Raw genomic sequence first — 20,983 nt, 5'->3', positions numbered from 1 at the left:
CGGCGCCAGCGAAATCGGAACAGGCGCGGTTGCGCCGGCAATACAAGGTTCGAAGTCCTCTGCCATGAAACCTTCGCTAGTCCTGAAGATGGGCCAGCAGCTGACGATGACACCGCAGCTGCAACAAGCCATACGATTGCTCCAGTTATCCACGCTCGATCTCCAGCAGGAGATCCAGGAAGCGCTGGACTCGAACCCTATGCTCGAGCGCGAAGAGGACGGGGACGATTTCGACAACTCCGATCCGATGGCCGAGTCGATCGAAAAGAAGACAGACAGCAGCACGTCGAACGAACAAAGCGAGCCAGAGAGCCACTACGAGGAGCCCATCAACACGGTGGAAAACCTCGAGGAAGGCGATTGGGGCGATCGCATCCCAAACGAGCTGCCGGTGGACACCGCCTGGGAAGACATCTACCAGACCAGCGCCAGCAGCCTGCCCAGCAACGACGACGATGAGTGGGATTTCACCACCCGCACATCCTCGGGCGAAAGCCTGCAGAGCCATCTGCTGTGGCAGCTCAACCTCGCACCGATGAGCGACACCGACCGCCTCATCGCTGCCACGCTGATCGACTGCATCAACCCCCAGGGCTATCTCGACGAAACCCTCGAAGAAGTACTGGAGTCGTTCGATCCCGAACTCGAAATCGAACTCGATGAGATCGAAGTGGTGCTGCGCCGCATCCAGCAGTTCGAACCTGCCGGCATCGGCGCCCGCGATTTACGCGAGTGCCTGCTGCTGCAGCTTCGCCAGTTGCCCGAGCGAACCCCGTGGCTGAGCGAGGCGATTCGGCTGGTGAGCGACCACCTGGACATACTCGGCGGGCGCGACTACAGCCTGCTGATGCGCCGCATGAAACTCAGGGAAGACGAGCTGCGCCAGGTCATCGACCTGATCCAGACGCTCAACCCGCGACCCGGCTCCCAGATCGAAGCGGGCGAGCCGGAATACGTGGTGCCCGACGTGATCGTGCGCAAGCACAATGGCCGCTGGCTGGTCGAACTGAACCAGGAAGCGATGCCCCGTCTGCGAGTGAATGCGCAGTATGCCGGATTCGTGAAGCGGGCCGACTCCAGCGCAGACAACACCTTCATGCGCAACCAGCTGCAAGAGGCGCGCTGGTTCATCAAGAGCCTGCTCAGCCGCAATGAGACACTGATGAAGGTCGCGACGCAGATCGTCGAGCATCAGCGCGGCTTTTTCGAGCACGGCGACGAAGCCATGAAGCCGCTGGTGTTGCACGACATCGCCGAGGCCGTGGGCATGCACGAATCGACGATCTCCCGGGTCACTACACAGAAATACATGCATACGCCACGTGGCATTTATGAGCTGAAATACTTCTTCTCAAGCCACGTCAGCACCGCCGAGGGTGGCGAGTGCTCGTCCACCGCCATACGCGCGATCATCAAGAAGCTGGTCGCCGCCGAAAACCCTAAAAAGCCATTGAGCGACAGCAAGATCGCTGGTTTACTGGAGGCACAGGGTATTCAAGTTGCACGCCGCACCGTAGCCAAATACCGCGAGTCACTCGGTATCGCGCCGTCCAGCGAGCGTAAGCGGTTGATGTAATGCCAGGCGACCTGGTCGATTTCTTCCGGTGGCGGGTGTTTAGCTCGCCGATTCGCACGTGGCAAAAAGGAGATGCAGTATGCAAGTCAACATCACTGGCCTTCACCTGGAAATCACAGAAGCCCTGCGTGACTACGTTGAGGAGAAATTCGACAGACTGGAGCGGCACTTCGACCGCATCATTGCCGTCCAGGTGATTCTCCAGGTCGAAAAGCTCAAGCAGAAAGCCGAAGCCACCCTGCACGTTGCCGGGCGCGAAGTCGTTGCCAATGCCGAACACGGCGACATGTACGCAGCCATCGACCTGCTTGCCGACAAGCTCGACCGGCAGTTGATCAAACACAAAGAAAAACAGCTCGACCATAACCAGGGCGTCCTAGCTCGCTGACCCATCATGATCCGAATCGAAAACATCCTGACCCCCGGACGTTCCCTGGTGAACGTACCGGGCGGCAGCAAGAAACGCGTCCTGGAGCAGATCGCCAAGGTGCTGGGCCAAGACCTTCCCGACCTGGATTCTCAAGCCATCTTCGAAAGCTTCATCGCCCGCGAAAAGCTTGGCTCCACGGGCTTCGGCAATGGTATTGCCATCCCGCACTGCCGCATGCCGGGCTGCACGTCGCCGCTCAGTGCGGTGCTGAGGCTCGATGCGCCAGTGGATTTCGACGCCATCGACGGCGCCCCGGTCGACTTGCTGTTCGTCCTGCTGGTCCCGGAAGCGGCGACCGATGAGCATCTCGAATTGCTCCGTCAGATCGCCAGCATGCTGGATCGCGACGACGTTCGCGAACGTCTACGCCAGGCCGCCACAGGACAGGATCTGTACCAGACCGTGGTCGATATTCAAAGCGGTCGCTAGCGCAACGACATCGCCTACGCCGAGTGAGGAAAGAGACGTGCGTCCTATCTGCCCACCCCCACCCCGCCGGCGCTGCGTGCAGCGAAGCGCTCCCCTTCGAGCCTGCAGGCTGCCAGGCGTCGCCAAGCAATGCGCCTGATCATCGTCAGCGGTCGCTCCGGCTCGGGCAAGAGCACGGCGCTCGATGTGCTCGAGGACAACGGTTTCTACTGCATCGACAACCTTCCCGCCGGCCTTCTGCCCGAATTGGCCGAACGGGCGCTGCTGCATACGGAGCTGTTGCAGCCGCAGGTCGCCGTATCGATCGATGCCCGCAATCTGCCCAGCCAATTGAAGCGCTTCCCCGAGCTGCTCGAGGACGTGCGGGCCCGTTATATCCAGTGCGATGTGCTGTATCTGGACGCGGCGGACGAAACCCTGCTCAAGCGATTTTCAGAAACGCGCCGGCGACACCCGCTGACCAATCAGAACCGCTCGCTGGCCGAAGCCATTCGTGACGAAGAGTTGCTGCTCGCCCCCATCATCGATCACGCCGACCTGAAGATCGACACGACGCACCTGAACCTCTACCAGCTGAGGGATACGCTGAAGCTGCGGTTGCTGAACAAGCCCGAACCGGGCACCGCGTTTCTCTTCGAGTCCTTTGGTTTCAAGCGAGGCATGCCGGTGGATGCCGATCTGGTGTTCGACGTGCGCTGTCTGCCCAACCCGTACTGGAAAGCCGATCTGCGCGACTTTTCCGGGCTGGACGGGCCCGTCATCGAGTACCTCGCCGCTCAAGTGGACGTCGAGGAGATGTTTCAGGACATCTTCGCCTACCTGAGCAAATGGCTGCCGCGATTCGCTGCCAGCAATCGTGCCTATGTGACGGTCGCCATCGGTTGTACCGGCGGGCATCACCGCTCGGTCTACCTGGCCGAGCGGCTCGGTGAGGCGTTGCGCGAACCCTTGAAGAACGTCCAGGTCCGCCATCGCGATCTGGCTTAGGAATTCACATGCCCTCGTGCGAGATCACCATCATCAACAAGCTGGGCCTGCACGCCCGCGCGGCCGCCAAGTTCGTCGGCGTTGCCAACCAGTTCCCTTGTGATATCCGGGTCGGACGCTGCCCGTCCAGCCTCGTCGACGGCAAGAGCATCATGGCCGTGATGATGCTCGCCGCCAGCAAAGGCACGCCCTTGCATCTGTACGCCGAAGGCGAACAGGAGCAGGACGCGCTCGATGCGCTGATCGCGCTGATCGAAAACTACTTCGAGGAAGGCGAGTAGCCACCGCGCGCCGCGCTCATTGCCCCGCCACCTTCATTCGCTCGATCAGCACCGAACCGGTGTGAATGCTGCTGCGCGTCTCTACGTCGCAGCCCACCGAGACGATCTGGCGGAACATGTCGCGCAGGTTGCCCGCGATGGTCACCTCCTGCACCGGGAACTGAATCTCCCCGTTTTCCACCCAGAAGCCGCCCGCGCCGCGCGAATAGTCGCCGGTGACCAGATTCAATCCCTGGCCCATCAGCTCGGTCACCAGCAGTCCACGGTCCATGCGACGGATCAGCGCCGCCTGATCTTCGGCGCCATGGGTGACGAAGAGGTTGTGCACGCCGCCGGCGTTAGCGGTGCTGGGCATGCCAAGCTTGCGTCCCGAGTAAGTGCCCAACACGTAGGAAAGCAGCCTGCCATTCTCGACGAACGGCTTGGCGTAGGTTGCCAGACCGTCGCCGTCATAGGCCGAACTGGCCAAACCACGCGGTAGATGAGGGCGCTCGTCGAGACTCAACCACTCGGGGAACAGCGTCTGCCCCAGCGAGCCTTCCAGGAACGAGGACTTGCGGTAGAGATTGCCGCCAGAGATCGCGGCGAGAAAATGCCCGAACAGCCCCGTCGCCAATTCCGACGAGAACAGCACCGGCACGTCGCAGGTCGGTACCGGTCGCGCGCCCAGACGACGGACCGCACGTTCGGCGGCACGACGGCCAATCGACTCGGCGCTGGCCAGATCGCCAGGGACGCGGCTGACGTCGTAGTGATAGTCGCGCTGCATCTGCCCGTCGGCCTCGGCGATCATCACGCTGCTGAGGCTGTGGCGAGTACTGCAATAAGCGCCGATGAATCCATTGCTGTTGCCGTAGCCGCGACAGCCCTGATGAGTGCTGAGACTGGTACCGTCCGCGTTGAGGATGCGCTTGTCGGCGGCGAACGCCGCCGCCTCGCAGCTGAGCGCCAGCTCCACGGCCTGGTCCGGGGTTATGGTCCAGGGATGATAGAGATCAAGGTCCGGCACGTCCCTGGCCATCAAGGCCGGATCGGCGAGCCCGGCGAACTCGTCTTCGGAGGCATGCCTGGCGATCGCCAACGCGGCTGCCACGGTTTCGCGAATCGCTTCATCACCGCTGCCAGTCGTACTCGCCGAACCTTTGCGCTGGCCAACGTACAGCGTGATACCAAAGCCCTGATCGCGATTGAATTCGACAGTCTCGACTTCACGCTGGCGAACTGTGGTCGACAGGCCCTGCTCCATCGAGACGGACACCTCGCAAGCACTGGCGCCCTGCCGGCTGGCTTCTTCGATGATTCGCGCGACTTTCTCGCGTAATCCGGGCAATGCCTGCGGACCGATCCCCTCAACTTCGCTCATAAACACTCCAACAACTGATTCGATCAAATCGCAGCCCATCGTGCTCGACTGAGCTCCACGGCAAGGCTGCTGTTATCATGGCGGCATTACCTACTGGACCCGCCCCATGTCTGATATTTCCGATCTCGACGGCTTCGAGGAAAAAAGCAAAACCCAGGTCAAGCGCGAACTGCATGCGCTCCAGGAACTGGGCGAACGCCTCACGACGCTCAAGCCCGACGTGCTCGACCGCTTGCCGCTCACCGATGCGCTGCGCAAGGCGCTGGCCGATGCTCCCAAGCACACCGCGCACATCGCGCGTAAACGCCACCTGCAATACATCGGCAAGCTGATGCGCGACCAGGACGTCGACGCCATCCTGGCATTGGTCGACCAGCTCGATGCCTCGACCCGCCAATACAACGAACGCTTCCATGCCCTGGAACGCTGGCGCGACCGCCTGATCGCCGGTAACGATGAAACGCTGGAGGCGTTCGTCACCGAATTCCCCGAGACCGACCGCCAGCACTTGCGTGGCCTGATCCGCCATGCCCAGCACGAAGCGGCACGCAACAAACCGCCAGCCGCCAGCCGCAAGATCTTCAAGTACATCCGCGGACTGGACGAGACCCAACGCGGGCTGCGCTGACAGCCGCAGCAGGCTTCGAGCGGCACGATGGGCCAGCCACGCTTGTGCGCGGTTTCACGCGCCCGTTCCCCCGACGGTTATGCCGTCGATCTTCAACGTCGGTTGGCCCACGCCAACCGGTACCGACTGTCCATCCTTGCCGCAGGTGCCGACACCGCTGTCCAGTGCCAGGTCGGTGCCAACCATCGAGACCTTGTTCATCACCTCCGGACCGTTGCCGATCAGCGTAGCGCCCTTGACTGGCGCGGTGATCCTGCCGTCCTCGATCAGATAAGCCTCACTGGTGGAAAACACGAACTTTCCGCTGGTGATATCCACCTGACCGCCGCCGAGGCTTGCGCAGTAAATGCCTTTTTTCACCGAGCGGATGATTTCTTCCGGGTCGCTGTCACCCGCCAGCATGTAGGTGTTGGTCATCCTCGGCATCGGCAGATGGGCATAGGACTCACGGCGACCGTTGCCGGTGGGGGCGACGCCCATCAACCGCGCGTTGAGCTTGTCTTGGATGTAGCCCTTGAGCACACCCTTCTCGATCAGTGTGGTGCACTGGGTGGGCGTGCCCTCGTCATCGACACTCAGCGAACCTCGACGGTTCGCCAACGTGCCGTCATCGACGATCGTGCACAGGCTGGAGGCGACTCGCTGGCCGACCCGGCCGCTGTAGGCTGAGCTGCCCTTGCGATTGAAATCGCCTTCCAGGCCATGGCCGACCGCCTCATGCAGCAGGACTCCGGACCAGCCCGGCCCGAGCACCACGGGCAGCGTCCCGGCCGGTGCTGCAACCGCCTCGAGGTTGACCAGCGCCTGGCGCAACGCCTCGCGGGCATAACCCATCGCGCGGTCCTCGGTGAGGAAATAATCGTAGCCGGTACGTCCGCCGCCGCCCTGCCCGCCGCGCTCGCGCCGCCCATTCTGCTCAACGATGACGCTGACGTTGAAGCGCACCAGTGGACGTATGTCGGCAGCCATGCCGCCGTCCAGGCCGGCCACCAGAATATGTTCCCAGACGCCCGCCAGGCTCACCGTCACCTGCTTGATGCGAGGGTCCAGCGCCCGCGTGGCGACGTCGATACGCTTGAGCAGCTCGACTTTTTCGGCCCGACCGAGCCCATCCAGCGGATTGTCCTGGCCATACAGCGGAGCGAACGCTGCCTTCGACAGCACCTCGACGCGTCCCTGCTGCCCGCCCCTGGCTATCGAGCGGGCCGCCATGGCTGCCTGGCGCAGCGCATCGGCGGTGATCGCGTTGCTATAGGCGAAGCCGGTCTTTTCACCAGACAAGGCTCGGACGCCCACCCCTTGCTCCAGATGAAAGCCGCCCTCCTTGACGATGCCGTCTTCCAAGACCCAGGATTCGGTCACCTGGTCCTGGAAATACAGATCCGCGGCATCGATGCCGGGGCCGGCCAACTCGCCGAGCAAACCCGGCAGATCGTCGAGCCCAAGCCCGCCCGGTGTCAGCAGGCGCTCGGTGACAGGTAACAACAGTTCACTCATATTTACTCCAAAGTGCCTGTGACAATATGGGGCGCGGCGAATCGGCGATGATTCGACACCGGCATGCGCTGGCGCGTCGCAGCCTGTTCGGTTGCGTCTCGGTCGGCGGTAAGCGCCGCTTCTCCAGTGGCCCGCTCGCTCAACACGCGCCCCCAGTAATCCACGATAGACGAATGCCCATGGGTCAGCCGTCCACCAGGGTGTTCGCCACCCTGCGCGGCGGCCAGCATATAGCATTGCGTCTCGATGGCCCGCGTGCGTATCAACATCTCCCAATGCGCCTGCCCGGTTATGCAGGTGAAGGCCGAGGGCGCGCTGATCAGCTCGGCGCCAGCCAGACGCAAGGCCGAATACAGCTCGGCAAAACGCAGGTCATAACAAACCGTCATGCCCAGCCGGCCCACCGGCGTATCGGCCACCACCAGCCGATCTCCCGCCGCGTAGTCGTCAGACTCGCGATAGCGTCCTCGCGCATCACTCACCTCGGCATCGAACAGATGCAGCTTGTCGTAACGCGCAACCCGCTGGCCCTGATCATCCACCAGTAACGAACAGGCCCTGACTTTCGCCTGCGGCTGGTCATCCGGCGGCAGCGGCAACGTACCGGCGACTATCCATAACCTGAGGTCGCGAGCGGCCCGTTTCAACCACGGCAGGATCGGCCCTTGCCCTTGCGCTTCGGCGCGGCCGACCGCAGGCAGATCGGTCCGCCCCATGGCAGCGAAATTTTCCGGCAGCACCGCGAGCCGAGCGCCGGCACTGGCAGCCTGCTCCAGCAATCGTCTGGCATTGGCTAGATTCGCCTGGATGTCGGCCTGGCTGGTCATCTGGATGACGGCTAGGGTCATGCATGCCTACCCTTGGCGGCGCTCAGCCGCCTGTTGGAAACAGGTTCAGTTGGGCTTTTCGAAGGGTTTGTCGAAGGTAATCCGGGGCGCCTGCCAAGGCCCCTCGACCTTGTATTGAACGCTGGCGAAGCGTGCCACCCTGTCGCCGAGCAATTTGTCGACGACGAACAGAGCGCCGCCGATGGCAGGCGCACCCACGATCAGCGCCGCCAATGGCAGATTGTTACTGACCGGCAGCGTCACGAGCAGCTTGGCGTCGATTCGATCGTTGACCAGATCCAGCCGACCCTCGAGCTCCAGGTTGCTCGAGGGTCCGGTCACCGTCAGCGGCTGCGAGGTGACGTACAGGCCGTTGGTGGCCTGTAACTGCGCCTTGATCCGATCGTAACTCAGCCCCTTGCTGAACAGGTCCGAGAAATCCAGGCGCAACCGCCGACCGATCGAATCGAAATTCAGCAGACCGAAAATCCGCAGCGCTTGCGCGCCGCCATCCACTTCACGGAGCTGGCCCTTGCGCAGCCGGGCGTCGAGCGTGCCGGACAGCCGATTCAGGCCGAAGAACGCCGGCGAGCCGGGCCAGCTGCCATCCACATCCAGATGGAAATCTTCGCTGGTCGTCGAAGGCGCGAAGCCCCACGCCAGCAGCACATCGGCAAGATTGCCGCCCTCCAGTCGACCCTTGTACCAGGTCCGTGCGCCGTCCCAGCCGCCCTCGCCACCGAGCTTCAACCCTTTAAGGTCCAGGTCGATACCCGAGAACGCCACGCCATTGGCACTCGGCCGCATTTTCAACGCCCAGCGCCCCAGCGACTCGTCACCGCGCAAGACCTCCGCCACGGCGATATCCATCGCTGGCAGAGCCTTGGGATCGAACGCAGCCAATGGATCGCCAGACTGCGTTTGCGCGGTGTTCGGGTCGGCCGCCGGCAGTCGCAGGCGTGACAAGTCCAGAGCGATGGGCTCGCCATTGGCATCCGGCAGCTGGACGATCCCAGCCACCGTCTCGCTATCCAGGCCAAGCCGCCAGCCGGCGGAAAGACGCCTCAAATCGACATCGAGGGCGTCGATCTGCGTACCAAAACCTTCGAACACACCTATCTCAAGACGCACTTGCCGCAGTATCGAAGCGCCCGTTCGATCCGCTGACGTCCCGCCGTAGGTAGCCAGCAACGCCTGCCACTGGCTCAGATCGAACCGCGGCAGGCTGCCGCGCACGTAAAGTCCACTGTCGGTGCGTTGATTCGCGGCGGCCCCGCCCAATACCAGCTCACCGCCCCCCTCGGCCCAGTGACCGGCCGGCACGGCGAACGTCAGCGCCGCCAGCGCATCATGCCGGATCGAATAGCGCTGCCGCTCACCACCCAAGGTCATCCGCAGCGAGGTGTCGCGCCGCTCTCCGGCCGCCTTGCCGAACGGTGCCGGAAGGGCCAGGACGGTCCCCAGCAGTGACGAATCGAACTGGAGATGGCTATCGGCGGCGCTCAGGAAAAGGCTGAGCCTGAGCGGCAGCTCACCTGACACGGGTAGCGGCTGATCGATCTTCTGCCACGCGAGGAGCCGTTTAAGCGCCACGGTGGCCGACGCCTCGATCCGTGTAGACGGGCTGTCCACCTTCCCGGTGGCTACGGCCTTGCCCTGTACCGAACTGCCCAGCGCGCGCCCACGGAACGACTTGGCGCTGAAACCGCGCTCGCTGTCATAACGAAACTCGCCGGTCAGGGCATCGAGCTGAAGATCGGCCTGGGCAATGAACAACGAGGCGTCGGTGCTGGAAAACTCGGCGACGACCTGGGGGCGCCCATCCGTGGCCAGCGGAATGCCCAGCTCGAGTGTCCCGCTCACCGCGCCGTCGCCGCGCCAGCCGGCGAACAGCTCTTGCGTGCCGATCGGCGCCACCTGCATCAGCGTCAGGGCGTCGCGAAGATGACCGTCCACCTGCCCCTCGATAGTCAGCCGCGATACCTGAGCATCGTGGCCCCTTGGAATCGTGGCCGTCGCGTCATGCACCCGGCTGTCGAGCATACGGCCTTCGGCAAGCCGTACCCTCACGCCGCTGTTCTCGATCAGTACTTCGCCTCGGCCATCACGCAACGTCGGCCAGCCGGGTTGAAACGCAAGCTCGGCCTCCCTGACCTTGAAGTACAGGCTCAGGCTGCGCGCGGTGTCCTCGGATGCCTTGTTCAGCGATCCCTGGTATTGGAAATACCCCTGTTCGACGGTACCGGCCTGGATCGCCGTATCCAGCCATTCGCTCAGCGCCGGGGACATCGCGGGCGAGCGTGTCGGCAGGTATTTCTGCGTGTAGCGAGCATCGCCGTCGCGGATTCCGACCCGCAGGTCCATGTAGTCCTCGATTGCCGGATCGCGCATCAACCGGATCAGGAAGTCGCCAGCGATATGCCCTTCGTCGCCCTCGACCTGCACATAGGGCGAGGCGAGCGTGACCGCTCGATCGTCGAGCGACCATCGGAAAATACCACGGGCGCGGTGATAGTCCCATACGCGTGGAAACAGCTGGGCCAGGTGCAGCCCGAACGCTCGATTGTCGAAACGCAGCTCACCGCCGCCGAGATTGCCCTGTACCGCGCCGCTGACATTGCGCACGGCCGGCACCCAGCCGTGCGCGGCGATGCTCACCGCGTCGAGGTTGGCGGTGAAGGCCAGGCGCTCGGCTGATGGGGCCGCCGGACGATAGTCCAGCTGAAGATTACGCAGCGCCCCGCTCGGCGCCAGCCCGATCAGGTACTCGTCCGCCAGATCGGGCAGCGGTGCCATCGCATGGACCAGCGCCGCTACCGGTCCGACGGCGATGTGATCGGCCTGTAGCCGCCAGCGATTCTCGGCGAGGTGCTGCTGGAGCACCACAGACGTATCGCGCCAACGTTTTTCGTCGAACGTGAAAGCCAGGCCATCGAGCTGGAATCGGTAGCCTTCGTCGGCTCTGTCGAGATAGGCATTTACGGTCAGATCCTCGATCTGGACCGGATCGCGCTCGGTTCGTCCTGCCTGCATGGCCGGCACGTTCAATCGGGCAACAGCGCGGGCCAATCCGCGCGCGCGCCAGTCGAGCCACACCTCGCCGCCCGCCTGCAGATGCTCGAGGTTCCAGCTGCCGGTCACGCTCGCCGGAATCCAGCCCGCCCAATCACTCTGCGGCAGGCTGAGGTATAGCTCGGCGTCGCTGGCCTGCCAGTCCTCGGCCTGCACGCGCCCCTGGGCACGCAGCCTCAACGGTTGGCCATCCGGTAGTAGCACGCGACCGTCCAGGCGCAGACGCTCGCCGACGCTATGCAGCTGAAGATTGGCGTAGGTCAGGGTCAATGGCGATTCGGCGTGCGCCTCGATCGTGATCTGGCTGTCGAGTAACCGCAGGTAGCGAATTGTGCGCAACTCGGCAAAAAACGCCGGCAGGTCGGTCGGCCCCTGGTCGTCACGCGCGGGCAGGCCACCGACGCGCCATTGGCCGTCCGCATCCTGGATCAGGCTCAGGTGCACACCGGCGAATTCCAGCGTTTTCAATTGCAGCTGCCGAGCCAGGATGCTGGCGGCCACATCCGGCACCACCGCCAGGCGATCGAGGCGCATCGCCGCATCGCCCTCGCCGAGGATCACGTCGTGCGCCAGCAACCGTGGCGAGAGGCCCTCCCAGCGCCCCTCCAGCCTGCCGATCGAGACCGGCACGTCGAGCAATGCGCGCGCCTTGTCCTGCGCCTCGAGGCGGTATTCGGCCACCAGCGGCACCAACTGCCGGCCCAGACTCACATAGAGCGCCAGCAACATCAGGCTGATCGCGGCCAGCCACAGGCTGCGGCGCAGGAAACCGAGAACGAGAGTCAGCAGCCGACTCATACCGATACGCTCCGCATGCCCGGACCTGCATGGCCAGGCGTGCTTCTATTCAGAGCAGCACCACATCGTACTGTTCCTGGGAATACATGGATTCGACCTGAAACTTGATCGAGCGACCGATGAAGCTCTCCAGGTCGGCGACATTGCCTGACTCCTCGTCGAGCAGCCGATCGATGACCTTCTGGTTCGCCAGCACGCGGTAGCCCTCGGGCTGGTAGGCGCGGGCCTCGCGAAGGATCTCACGAAAGATTTCATAGCAGACCGTTTCCGGGGTTTTCAGCTTGCCACGTCCCTGACAGCACAGACAGGGCTCGCAGAGCACCTGCTCGAGGCTTTCACGCGTGCGCTTGCGGGTCATCTGCACCAGCCCCAGCTCGGTAATGCCGATGATGTTGGTCTTGGCGTGATCGCGCTCCAGCTGTTTTTCGAGCGTGCGCAGGACCTGCCGCCGATGCTCTTCGTCCTCCATGTCGATGAAGTCGATGATGATGATTCCGCCGAGATTGCGCAGGCGCAGCTGACGGGCAATGGCGGTCGCCGATTCGAGATTGGTCTTGAAGATGGTTTCCTCGAGCGTGCGATGGCCGACGAATGCGCCGGTATTGACGTCGATGGTGGTCATCGCCTCGGCCGGATCGATGATCAGGTAGCCGCCCGACTTGAGCATGACCTTGCGCTCGAGCGCCTTCTGAATCTCGTCCTCGACGCTGTAGAGATCGAAGATCGGCCGCTCGCCCGGGTAATGTTCCAGATGCTCGCTCAGCTCGGGCATCAACTCGCCAACGAACTGGCTGACCTTCTGGAAATTCTCCCGCGAGTCGATCCGGATCTTCTCGATACGTGGATTGACCAGGTCGCGCAAGGTACGCATGGCCAGCGACAGGTCTTCATAGATGAGCGAGGGCGCGCCGGCCGTTTTCATCTGCCCGTCGATCTGCTCCCACAGACGGCGCAGATAACGGATATCCATGAGGATCTCGTCGCTGCCGGCGCCTTCTGCGGCGGTGCGCAGGATGAACCCGCCGGTTTCCTTGATGCCTTCGGCCGCGATGCATTCGGCAACCACTTGCTTGAGGCGATCCCGCTCGGCTTCGTCCTCGATGCGCAGGGATATCCCGACATGACTGGTCTTGGGCATGTACACCAGATACCGCGAAGGTATCGACAGCTGCGTGGTCAGCCGCGCACCCTTGGTGCCAATCGGGTCCTTGGTGACCTGCACCACGAGCGCCTGGCCCTCATGGACCAGCGCACTGATGGGCTCGACGGCGTTACCTTCACGGCTGGAAATTTCCGACGCATGGATGAACGCCGCGCGCTCCAGGCCTATGTCGACGAACGCCGCCTGCATGCCCGGAAGCACGCGCACCACCTTACCCTTGTAGATGTTGCCGACGATGCCGCGGCGCTGGGTACGCTCGACATGGACTTCCTGCAGCACACCATTCTCCACCACCGCCACCCGCGACTCCATGGGGGTGATGTTCATCAGGATCTCTTCGCTCATTGTTATTCTCGGCCGATGGGCGGATGAACCAGCCGAAGCTGACGGATGGGTTCGATTCTAACGGCATACGCCGTCAAGCCACAGGCTCTAAACGGAGCTTTTAGTCCAGTACTCGATCCCATGCGCGGCGAGCAACTGTGCCGTTTCGCATAACGGCAGGCCGACCACACCCGAGTAGCTGCCCTCCAGCGCACTGACGAAGATCGCCCCCCAGCCCTGAATCGCGTAGCTACCCGCCTTGTCCTGCGGCTCACCGCTGGCCCAATAGGCCTCGGCTTCGTCGGACCGGATCGGCCGAAAGCGCACCCGGCTGGTCACCAGCCGCGTCACGCAGCCCGACGAGCTGGCCAGCGCGACGGCTGTCATTACCTGGTGTTCGCGCCCGGACAGGGCGTGCAACATGGCCAGCGCCTGCGCCTTGTCGGCTGGCTTGCCCAGAATCCGCCCGTCCAGCACGACCGTGGTGTCGGCGCCCAGCACGCAGGCCGAGGCGTCCGTCACCCGCGCCAGCCCTGCCAGTGCCTTTTCGCGCGCCACGCGCTGCACATAGACGTCCGGCGGCTCCGAGGCGGCAGGCGTCTCATCGATGCTGACCGAAAGGTGGGAAAATGGAACGCCGATCTGGGTGAGCAGCTCACGGCGTCGCGGCGACGCGGAGGCAAGAAACAGTGCGGGCATGCCGGCTCCTTGAAAGCGAACGAGCGGAGCAGGGTCGCATATCCAGGCAGCCCCCGGAAGCGGCCTGGCGCCGCCCCGGCAGGGCTCAATAGACGTTGAAGCGTCGACGCGCCCATTGCAGGGCGACGAACACCCACGGCCAGAGCAAGGCGCTGACCGGCACGGGAATGAGGAACAGCAGGGTCGGCGGGCGATTACCGGTCAGCGTGTTCAACCACAGTTGCACCAGCTGACCGATCCCGAGAATGACCATCAGCACCAGGCTTTGCTGCAGCAACGGGAACATCCGCAGGCGCTGCTGCAGATTGAGCACCAGAAAGGTGATCAGGATCAGCGGCAAACCGTTCTGTCCCAACAGGGTACCGGAGAGCACGTCGAGCATCAGCGCGAAGAAGAATGCCGCCACCATCCCGCCACGATGAGGCAAGGTGATTGCCCAATAGGCGATGACCATGCCGAGCCAGAGCGGGCGCGCCAAACCGAGACTGGCGGGCATGGGCGCCACGCTGAGCAACAGCGCCAGCACCAACGATAACCAGATCACCCAGCCATTGTTCAGGCGCCCATGGATCATGGCTGCTCCTCGCTACCTGACGCGGCCGGCGGGGCCGACGGTGTGGCTGCCGGCGCTGCCGGCGGTGGCGTTTCCAGCGGCTCGCTCGTCGCCTGCTCGGCAGCCTCCCGGTCGGCGGACTCCTGTGCCTGCGCCGCCGCGGTGGCGCGTTCTTCCGGCGTACGCGAATCACTGAACACCAGCAACAGATACCGGCTGCGATTGAGCATGGCGGTGGGTATGGCGCGGACGATCAGGAACGGCTGGCCGGAACCGCGTACCACTTCGGTGACCTGGGCAACCGGGTAGCCGCTGGGAAAGCGTTGTCCCAATCCGGAGCTGACCAGCAGGTCGCCCTCCTTGATGTCCGCCGTCTCGGCGACATGGCGTAACTCGAGATAATCCGGGCTACCGGTGCCCACTGCGATTGCCCGCAGGCCATTGCGATTGACCTGCACCGGGATGCTATGGGTCACATCGGTCAGTAACAGCACCCGAGCGGCATAGGGCATGACTTCGACGACCTGCCCCATCAGGCCGCTGGCGTCGAGCACCGGCTGGCCAAGGAATACCCCGTCGCGCTCGCCCTTGTCGATCAGGATGCGATGAGTAAAGGGATTGGGGTCCAGCCCGATCAGCTCGCTGACGATCACCTTGTCGTCGACCAGGGCGGCGGAATTGAGCAGCTCTCGCAGCCGCACATTCTGCTCGGTCAGCATCGCCAGCTTCTGCAAGCGGCGCTGCATCAGCAACGCCTCGGCCTTGAGCTTCTCATTCTCGGCCACCAGGCTGGTGCTGCTGCTGATCTGCTCGGTCGCGCGTTGCCACGTGCGCACCGGCAGGTCGGCCAGCCAATAGAAAGGTGTGAGCACCAATCCCATCTGGCTGCGCAACGGTTTCAGCGTCTCGAAGCGCGCATCCACCACCATCAACGCAACACAGAGCACAGAGAGCACCAGCAAGCGCACTCCGAGCAAGGGTCCTTTGGCGAACAGTGGTTTGATGGGCGAGTCCTCGCAGCTGAAGGCTTCAAACTAAACGCGACAAGCCGAGAGCAGGACGACCCTGCTATCGGCTTGCGCTTGGAGCTTATCAGGCCGTTGAAACACGTAGGCGAGGCAGGCAAGACGAGGCGAAAACAGCCGAAGAAGCGCAGTTTAGGTTTCTGAGCATTCTGAGGCTGGTTTCAACGAAGTATTGCCAACGCAGCTAGTTTTTTAACGGCCTGCTAGCGCTTGTCACTCACTCCGTGGACAACAGATCCATCGCGTGCCGGTCCATCATTTCCAGCGCCCGGCCGCCACCGCGTGCCACGCACGTCAGCGGCTCTTCGGCCACGATGACCGGCAGGCCGGTCTCCTGCGCCAGCAACTTGTCGAGATCACGCAACAATGCGCCACCGCCAGTCAGCACCAGGCCGCGCTCGGCAATATCCGAAGCCAGCTCGGGCGGCGATTGCTCCAGCGCGCTCTTGACCGCCTGGACGATGGTGGCCAGCGATTCCTGCAGTGCTTCGAGGACCTCGTTCGAATTGAGGGTAAAGCTGCGCGGTACGCCTTCGGCCAGGTTGCGCCCGCGAACATCGACTTCGCGCACATCGCTGCTGGGGAACGCGGTACCGATTTCCTGCTTGATCCGCTCTGCGGTGGATTCACCGATCAGGCTGCCATAGTTGCGACGCACATAGGTGACGATGGACTCGTCGAAACGATCGCCGCCAACCCGCACGGATTCGGCGTAGACCACGCCATTAAGGGAAATCAGCGCGATTTCCGTGGTGCCGCCGCCGATATCGACCACCATCGAACCGCGCGCCTCGTCGACCGGCAGCCCGGCACCGATGGCCGCGGCCATCGGCTCTTCGATGAGAAAGACTTCGCGCGCGCCAGCACCGAGGGCCGATTCACGAATCGCGCGGCGCTCGACCTGGGTCGACTTACAGGGCACGCAGATCAGGACGCGGGGGCTGGGCTGAAGGAAGCTGTTTTCGTGAACCTTGTTGATGAAGTACTGCAGCATCTTTTCGCATACGCTGAAGTCCGCAATCACGCCGTCCTTCATGGGCCGTATGGCGTTGATATTGCCCGGGGTCCGGCCGAGCATGCGTTTGGCGTCGGTGCCCACCGCGACGACACTTTTCTGGTTGCCGTGGGAACGGATGGCAACCACGGACGGCTCGTTCAGAACGATGCCGCGGTCGCGCACATAAATGAGGGTATTGGCAGTGCCCAGGTCGATCGACAAATCGCTGGAAAACATGCCACGCAGTTTCTTGAACATGGGGAAAGGGCCCTGGGGCAAACGCGTGGGGAAAAAAGTGCCGCAAACTCTAACAATGGTGCGAAGTTAGGGCAAGGCGCACGTCGGCGCAGCTCGAAGCGGACGTGCGCTACCGCTCAAAATATGACCAGAAGCGAAACAGCCGCCGATAACCGGCAAGCCGCAGCCGTGCTACCGACAAGCGCCGCAGGCATGTAAGATTGACGGCTTTTCCGGGCCTGAATGCCCACCGCCGCGGCTCGACCCTGCCGCTCTTGCGTCGGCCTTTGCCGACGGAAGGCGTACCCGACTCGCTTCCCGCTGGAGAATCCCGATGGCGCTTGAACGCTCCGAGGTGGAAAAGATCGCTCATCTGGCCCGTCTGGGCCTGAATGAAAACGACCTGCCCCGTACCACCGAGACCCTGAACAACATCCTGGGCCTCATCGACCGCATGCAGGCGGTCGACACGACCGGCGTCGAGCCGCTCGCCCACCCGCTGGAAACCCAACAGCGCCTGCGCGCCGATGACGTCACCGAGCGCAATCAGCGTGAGGCCTTCCAGGCAATCGCACCGGCTGTCGAGAACGGTCTGTATCTGGTTCCGCGGGTGATCGAGTGATGAAGGACGCCGACATGCATCAACTGACCCTCGCGCAAATCGCGCGCGCCCTGGCCGACAAGCGCTTCTCGGCCGAAGAGCTGACCCGCTCGCTGCTCACGCGCATCCAGTCGCTCGATCCGCAATTGAACAGCTTTATCACCGTCACCGAAGAACAGGCGCTCGATCAGGCGCGCGCAGCCGATGCACGCCGTGCCAAGGGTGAGGATGGCGCGCTGCTGGGCGCGCCGATTGGTCACAAGGATCTGTTCTGCACGCTGGGCGTGCGCACCAGTTGCGGCTCGAAGATTCTCGACAGTTTCCAGTCACCCTACGACGCTACCGTCGTCGAACGGCTCGCGGCGGCTGGCGCCGTATCCCTGGGCAAACTGAACATGGACGAATTCGCCATGGGTTCGGCCAACGAGTCGAGCTTCTACGGCGCGGTCAAGAATCCATGGGACCTGAGCCGGGTGCCAGGCGGCTCCTCCGGCGGCTCGGCGGCTGCGGTTGCAGCGCGCCTGCTGCCCGCCGCCACCGGCAGCGACACCGGCGGCTCGATTCGCCAGCCCGCCGCACTCACCAACCTGACCGGACTCAAGCCCACCTACGGACGGGTTTCGCGCTGGGGCATGATCGCCTACGCATCGAGCCTCGATCAGGGCGGCCCGCTGGCGCGCACTGCCGAAGATTGCGCACTGATGCTCGGGGCCATGGCCGGCTTCGATCCGAAGGACTCCACCAGCGTCGACCAGCCGCTGGATGATTACCTCACCGCACTCGACAAGCCGTTGGCTGGCCTGCGCATCGGCTTGCCGAAGGAGTATTTCGGCGCAGGTCTCGACCCGAAGATCGCCGATGCAGTGATGCGCGCCGTGGACGAGTTGAAGAAGCTCGGCGCGACGGTGAAAGAAATCAGCCTGCCGAACATGCAGCACGCGATCCCTTCCTACTATGTGATCGCGCCTGCTGAAGCCAGCTCCAACCTGTCGCGTTTCGACGGCGTGCGCTTTGGCTATCGCTGCGAAGACCCCGTCGACCTGACCGACCTCTACAAGCGCTCACGCGCCGAAGGGTTCGGTGACGAGGTGAAGCGTCGCATCATGGTCGGCACCTATGCGCTGTCCGCGGGCTACTACGACGCCTACTACCTGAAGGCGCAAAAGATTCGCCGACTGATCAAGAACGACTTCGTCCGCGCATTCGACGAAGTCGACGTGATTCTCGGCCCGACCACGCCGAATCTGGCCTGGAAGCTTGGCGAGAAGAACGCCGATCCGGTTTCGGCCTATCTGGAAGACATCTACACCATCACCGCCAACCTGGCCGGTATTCCGGGCCTTTCGATGCCCGCCGGATTCATCGACGGGCTGCCGGTAGGCGTGCAGCTACTGGCGCCTTATTTCCAGGAGGCGCGCCTGCTCAACGTGGCGCACCAGTACCAGCAGGTTACCGATTGGCACCTGCGCGCCCCGGCCGGATTCTGAGGAATTAATGATGCAATGGGAAACCGTAATCGGGCTGGAAATCCACGCACAGCTCGCCACCCAGTCGAAGATATTCTCCGGTAGCGCCACGACCTTTGGTGCCGAACCCAACACCCAGGCCAGCCTGGTCGATCTGGGCATGCCCGGCACCCTGCCCGTGCTCAATGCCGAAGCCGTGCGCATGGCCTGCAAGTTCGGCCTGGCAATCGACGCCGAGATCGCCGAAAAGAACGTCTTCGCTCGCAAGAACTACTTCTACCCGGACCTGCCCAAGGGCTACCAGACCAGCCAGATGGATCACCCCATCGTCGGCAAGGGCTTCCTCGACATTACTCTGGAAGACGGCTCGCAGAAACGCATCGGCATCACCCGCGCGCATCTGGAAGAAGACGCCGGCAAGAGCCTGCACGAAGATTTCCACGGCATGAGCGGAATCGACCTCAACCGTGCCGGCACCCCGCTGCTGGAAATCGTCTCCGAGCCGGATATCCGCAGCGCCAAGGAAGCGGTGGCCTACGTCAAGGCGATCCATGCGCTGGTGCGCTACTTGGGGATTTGCGACGGCAACATGGCCGAAGGCTCGCTGCGTTGCGACTGCAACGTGTCGGTTCGCCCCAAGGGTCAGGCCGAATTCGGCACCCGCGCCGAGATCAAGAACGTCAACTCCTTCCGCTTCATCGAGAAGGCGATCAATCACGAAGTCCAGCGGCAGATCGAGCTGATCGAGGACGGCGGCACGGTGGTGCAGGAAACGCGCCTGTACGACCCGAACAAGGATGAAACGCGCTCCATGCGCAGCAAGGAAGAAGCCAACGACTATCGCTACTTTCCCTGCCCCGACCTGCTGCCGGTAGTGATCGAACAGCGGTTCCTCGATGAGGTCCGCGCCAGCCTGCCCGAACTGCCGGTAGAAAAGCGCGAGCGATTCCAGCGCGAGTTCGGCCTGTCCGCCTACGATGCAGACGTCCTGGCCGCCAGCCGCGAGCTGGCCGACTATTTCGAGCAGGTCCAGCGCACCTGCGGCGACGCCAAGCTGTCGGCCAACTGGGTGATGGGCGAGCTGTCCAGCCTGCTCAACAAGGACAATCTGGACATCGTGCAATCGCCCGTGTCTGCCGAGCAGTTGGGCGGCATGATTCAGCGCATCAAGGACAACACCATCAGCGGCAAGATCGCCAAGATGGTGTTCGAGGCGATGGCGGCAGGCGAAGGCACGGCCGATGAAATCATCGAGAACAAGGGCCTCAAGCAGGTCACGGACTCGGGCGCCATCGAAGCGATGCTGGACGAGGTACTCGCCGCCAATGCCGAGCAGGTCGAGCAATATCGCGCCAGCGATGAAGCCAAGCGCGGCAAGATGTTCGGCTTCTTCGTCGGCCAGGCGATGAAGGCGTCCAAAGGCAAGGCAAACCCCGCCCAGGTCAATCAGTTGCTCAAAAGCAAACTCGAGGGGTGACCGCCCAAGGCGGACCCTTTGGTTCGCCTCGCTTGCGCCGATCCGGGGCTCGGCCTCGCCTCGGCGCTCGCGGTTGAACGGCTGCCTCGGTTGACGCTCAAAGCCTTTCGAGACCTTAGAGCCCGCCGCCAGCCGGATATCCAGCCGACGGTCCAGGAAGGATTGGCGCATGCGAACCAGACGATTGCTCGTTCCGCTGTTCTTCGGCCTGATGGCCGGTTGCGGCGAACGGCAGGATGCCGACTCGAACGTACAAAGCACCTTCACCCAGGAAGGCAAGGCTTCCTACTATGCTCGCAGCTTCCATGGTGAAGAGACGGCCAGCGGCGAAACCTTCAATCAGAACGAACGGGTTGCCGCGCACAAGACCCTGCCGTTCGGTACGCGGGTGAAAGTGACCAACCTGGACAATGGCAAACAGGTCACGGTTCGCATCGTCGATCGTGGCCCATTCAAACCGGGACGCATCATCGACTTGTCCCGGGTTGCGGCGGCCGACCTCGACCTGCTCGAAGACGGCGTCGTCAGGGTCAAGATCGAAACGGTGGACTGAC

Annotated in this window: 19 protein-coding genes; 10 read left to right on the top strand and 9 right to left on the bottom strand. The window is 63.1% G+C overall.

All coding sequences use genetic code 11. The annotated features are described in order from the left end of the window. Positions 1–64: 64 nt before the first annotated feature. The 5 genes from GQA94_RS07930 to GQA94_RS07910 all read left to right on the top strand — a co-directional run bounded on the left by GQA94_RS07930 (position 65) and on the right by GQA94_RS07910 (position 3,703). Positions 65–1,576, top strand: a complete 1,512-nt coding sequence (locus GQA94_RS07930) for an RNA polymerase factor sigma-54 (RefSeq protein ID WP_158187500.1) — start codon at positions 65–67, stop codon at positions 1,574–1,576. Between the two features lie 79 nt (positions 1,577–1,655). After that, positions 1,656–1,964, top strand: a complete 309-nt coding sequence (gene hpf / locus GQA94_RS07925) for a ribosome hibernation-promoting factor, HPF/YfiA family (RefSeq protein WP_158187499.1) — start codon at positions 1,656–1,658, stop codon at positions 1,962–1,964. 6 nt (positions 1,965–1,970) lie between these two features. After that, on the top strand, positions 1,971–2,435 hold the full coding sequence (gene ptsN / locus GQA94_RS07920) for a PTS IIA-like nitrogen regulatory protein PtsN (RefSeq protein WP_158187498.1): 465 nt from the start codon (positions 1,971–1,973) through the stop codon (positions 2,433–2,435). Positions 2,436–2,564: 129 nt separating this feature from the next. Then, complete coding sequence (rapZ, locus tag GQA94_RS07915; protein WP_158187497.1) at positions 2,565–3,422, top strand: RNase adapter RapZ; 858 nt, start codon at positions 2,565–2,567, stop codon at positions 3,420–3,422. Between the two features lie 8 nt (positions 3,423–3,430). Then, positions 3,431–3,703 carry an HPr family phosphocarrier protein gene (locus GQA94_RS07910; protein ID WP_158187496.1) on the top strand — a complete coding sequence of 91 codons (273 nt, stop codon included), beginning with the start codon at positions 3,431–3,433 and terminating at the stop codon, positions 3,701–3,703. Positions 3,704–3,719: 16 nt separating this feature from the next. On the opposite strand, the gene pmbA is transcribed toward GQA94_RS07910, so the two are convergent. After that, positions 3,720–5,066, bottom strand: coding sequence for a metalloprotease PmbA (gene pmbA, locus GQA94_RS07905; RefSeq protein ID WP_158187495.1), 1,347 nt, complete (start codon positions 5,064–5,066; stop codon positions 3,720–3,722). Positions 5,067–5,172: 106 nt separating this feature from the next. Here pmbA and yjgA point away from each other — a divergent pair, with 106 nt between their 5' ends. Then, positions 5,173–5,694, top strand: coding sequence for a ribosome biogenesis factor YjgA (gene yjgA, locus GQA94_RS07900; RefSeq protein WP_158187494.1), 522 nt, complete (start codon positions 5,173–5,175; stop codon positions 5,692–5,694). A gap of 54 nt (positions 5,695–5,748) precedes the next feature. On the opposite strand, the gene tldD is transcribed toward yjgA, so the two are convergent. From tldD to mreB, 8 genes are all read right to left on the bottom strand, one after another. Continuing rightward, complete coding sequence (gene tldD / locus GQA94_RS07895; protein WP_158187493.1) at positions 5,749–7,191, bottom strand: metalloprotease TldD; 1,443 nt, start codon at positions 7,189–7,191, stop codon at positions 5,749–5,751. Positions 7,192–7,193: 2 nt separating this feature from the next. Beyond that, a complete protein-coding gene (locus GQA94_RS07890; RefSeq protein WP_158187492.1) occupies positions 7,194–8,039 on the bottom strand; it encodes a carbon-nitrogen hydrolase family protein in 846 nt (281 codons plus the stop codon). Between the two features lie 45 nt (positions 8,040–8,084). Beyond that, on the bottom strand, positions 8,085–11,888 hold the full coding sequence (locus GQA94_RS07885) for a YhdP family protein (protein WP_158187491.1): 3,804 nt from the start codon (positions 11,886–11,888) through the stop codon (positions 8,085–8,087). Between the two features lie 49 nt (positions 11,889–11,937). Further along, the gene (gene rng, locus GQA94_RS07880; protein ID WP_158187490.1) at positions 11,938–13,395 is read right to left on the bottom strand and encodes a ribonuclease G; all 1,458 of its coding nucleotides are present in this window, start codon (positions 13,393–13,395) and stop codon (positions 11,938–11,940) included. 87 nt (positions 13,396–13,482) lie between these two features. Continuing rightward, the gene (locus tag GQA94_RS07875; RefSeq protein WP_158187489.1) at positions 13,483–14,073 is read right to left on the bottom strand and encodes a Maf family protein; all 591 of its coding nucleotides are present in this window, start codon (positions 14,071–14,073) and stop codon (positions 13,483–13,485) included. A gap of 85 nt (positions 14,074–14,158) precedes the next feature. After that, positions 14,159–14,647 carry a rod shape-determining protein MreD gene (mreD, locus tag GQA94_RS07870; protein ID WP_158187488.1) on the bottom strand — a complete coding sequence of 163 codons (489 nt, stop codon included), beginning with the start codon at positions 14,645–14,647 and terminating at the stop codon, positions 14,159–14,161. After that, positions 14,644–15,603: a rod shape-determining protein MreC gene (mreC, locus tag GQA94_RS07865; RefSeq protein ID WP_256371961.1), complete on the bottom strand. Its 960-nt coding sequence runs from the start codon at positions 15,601–15,603 to the stop codon at positions 14,644–14,646. Before mreC ends, mreD begins: the two co-directional genes overlap by 4 nt. 265 nt (positions 15,604–15,868) lie before the next feature. Next, a complete protein-coding gene (mreB, locus tag GQA94_RS07860) occupies positions 15,869–16,906 on the bottom strand; it encodes a rod shape-determining protein MreB (RefSeq protein WP_025242938.1) in 1,038 nt (345 codons plus the stop codon). A 313-nt stretch (positions 16,907–17,219) separates the two neighbouring features. Between mreB and gatC the strand changes: the two genes are divergently transcribed. The 4 genes from gatC (at position 17,220) to GQA94_RS07840 (ending at position 20,982) form a co-directional block, all read left to right on the top strand. Further along, positions 17,220–17,507: an Asp-tRNA(Asn)/Glu-tRNA(Gln) amidotransferase subunit GatC gene (gene gatC / locus GQA94_RS07855; protein WP_158187487.1), complete on the top strand. Its 288-nt coding sequence runs from the start codon at positions 17,220–17,222 to the stop codon at positions 17,505–17,507. 14 nt (positions 17,508–17,521) lie between these two features. Further along, positions 17,522–18,973 carry an Asp-tRNA(Asn)/Glu-tRNA(Gln) amidotransferase subunit GatA gene (gatA, locus tag GQA94_RS07850; RefSeq protein ID WP_158187486.1) on the top strand — a complete coding sequence of 484 codons (1,452 nt, stop codon included), beginning with the start codon at positions 17,522–17,524 and terminating at the stop codon, positions 18,971–18,973. Positions 18,974–18,983: 10 nt separating this feature from the next. After that, positions 18,984–20,429, top strand: a complete 1,446-nt coding sequence (gene gatB, locus GQA94_RS07845) for an Asp-tRNA(Asn)/Glu-tRNA(Gln) amidotransferase subunit GatB (RefSeq protein WP_158187485.1) — start codon at positions 18,984–18,986, stop codon at positions 20,427–20,429. Between the two features lie 169 nt (positions 20,430–20,598). Beyond that, on the top strand, positions 20,599–20,982 hold the full coding sequence (locus tag GQA94_RS07840) for a septal ring lytic transglycosylase RlpA family protein (protein ID WP_158187484.1): 384 nt from the start codon (positions 20,599–20,601) through the stop codon (positions 20,980–20,982). The last annotated feature ends 1 nt before the right edge of the window (position 20,983 follow it).

This window comes from Stutzerimonas stutzeri (assembly GCF_009789555.1).
GTDB classification, from domain to species: Bacteria; Pseudomonadota; Gammaproteobacteria; order Pseudomonadales; family Pseudomonadaceae; genus Stutzerimonas; species Stutzerimonas stutzeri_R.
This window is presented reverse-complemented; position numbering and strand designations above follow the sequence as displayed.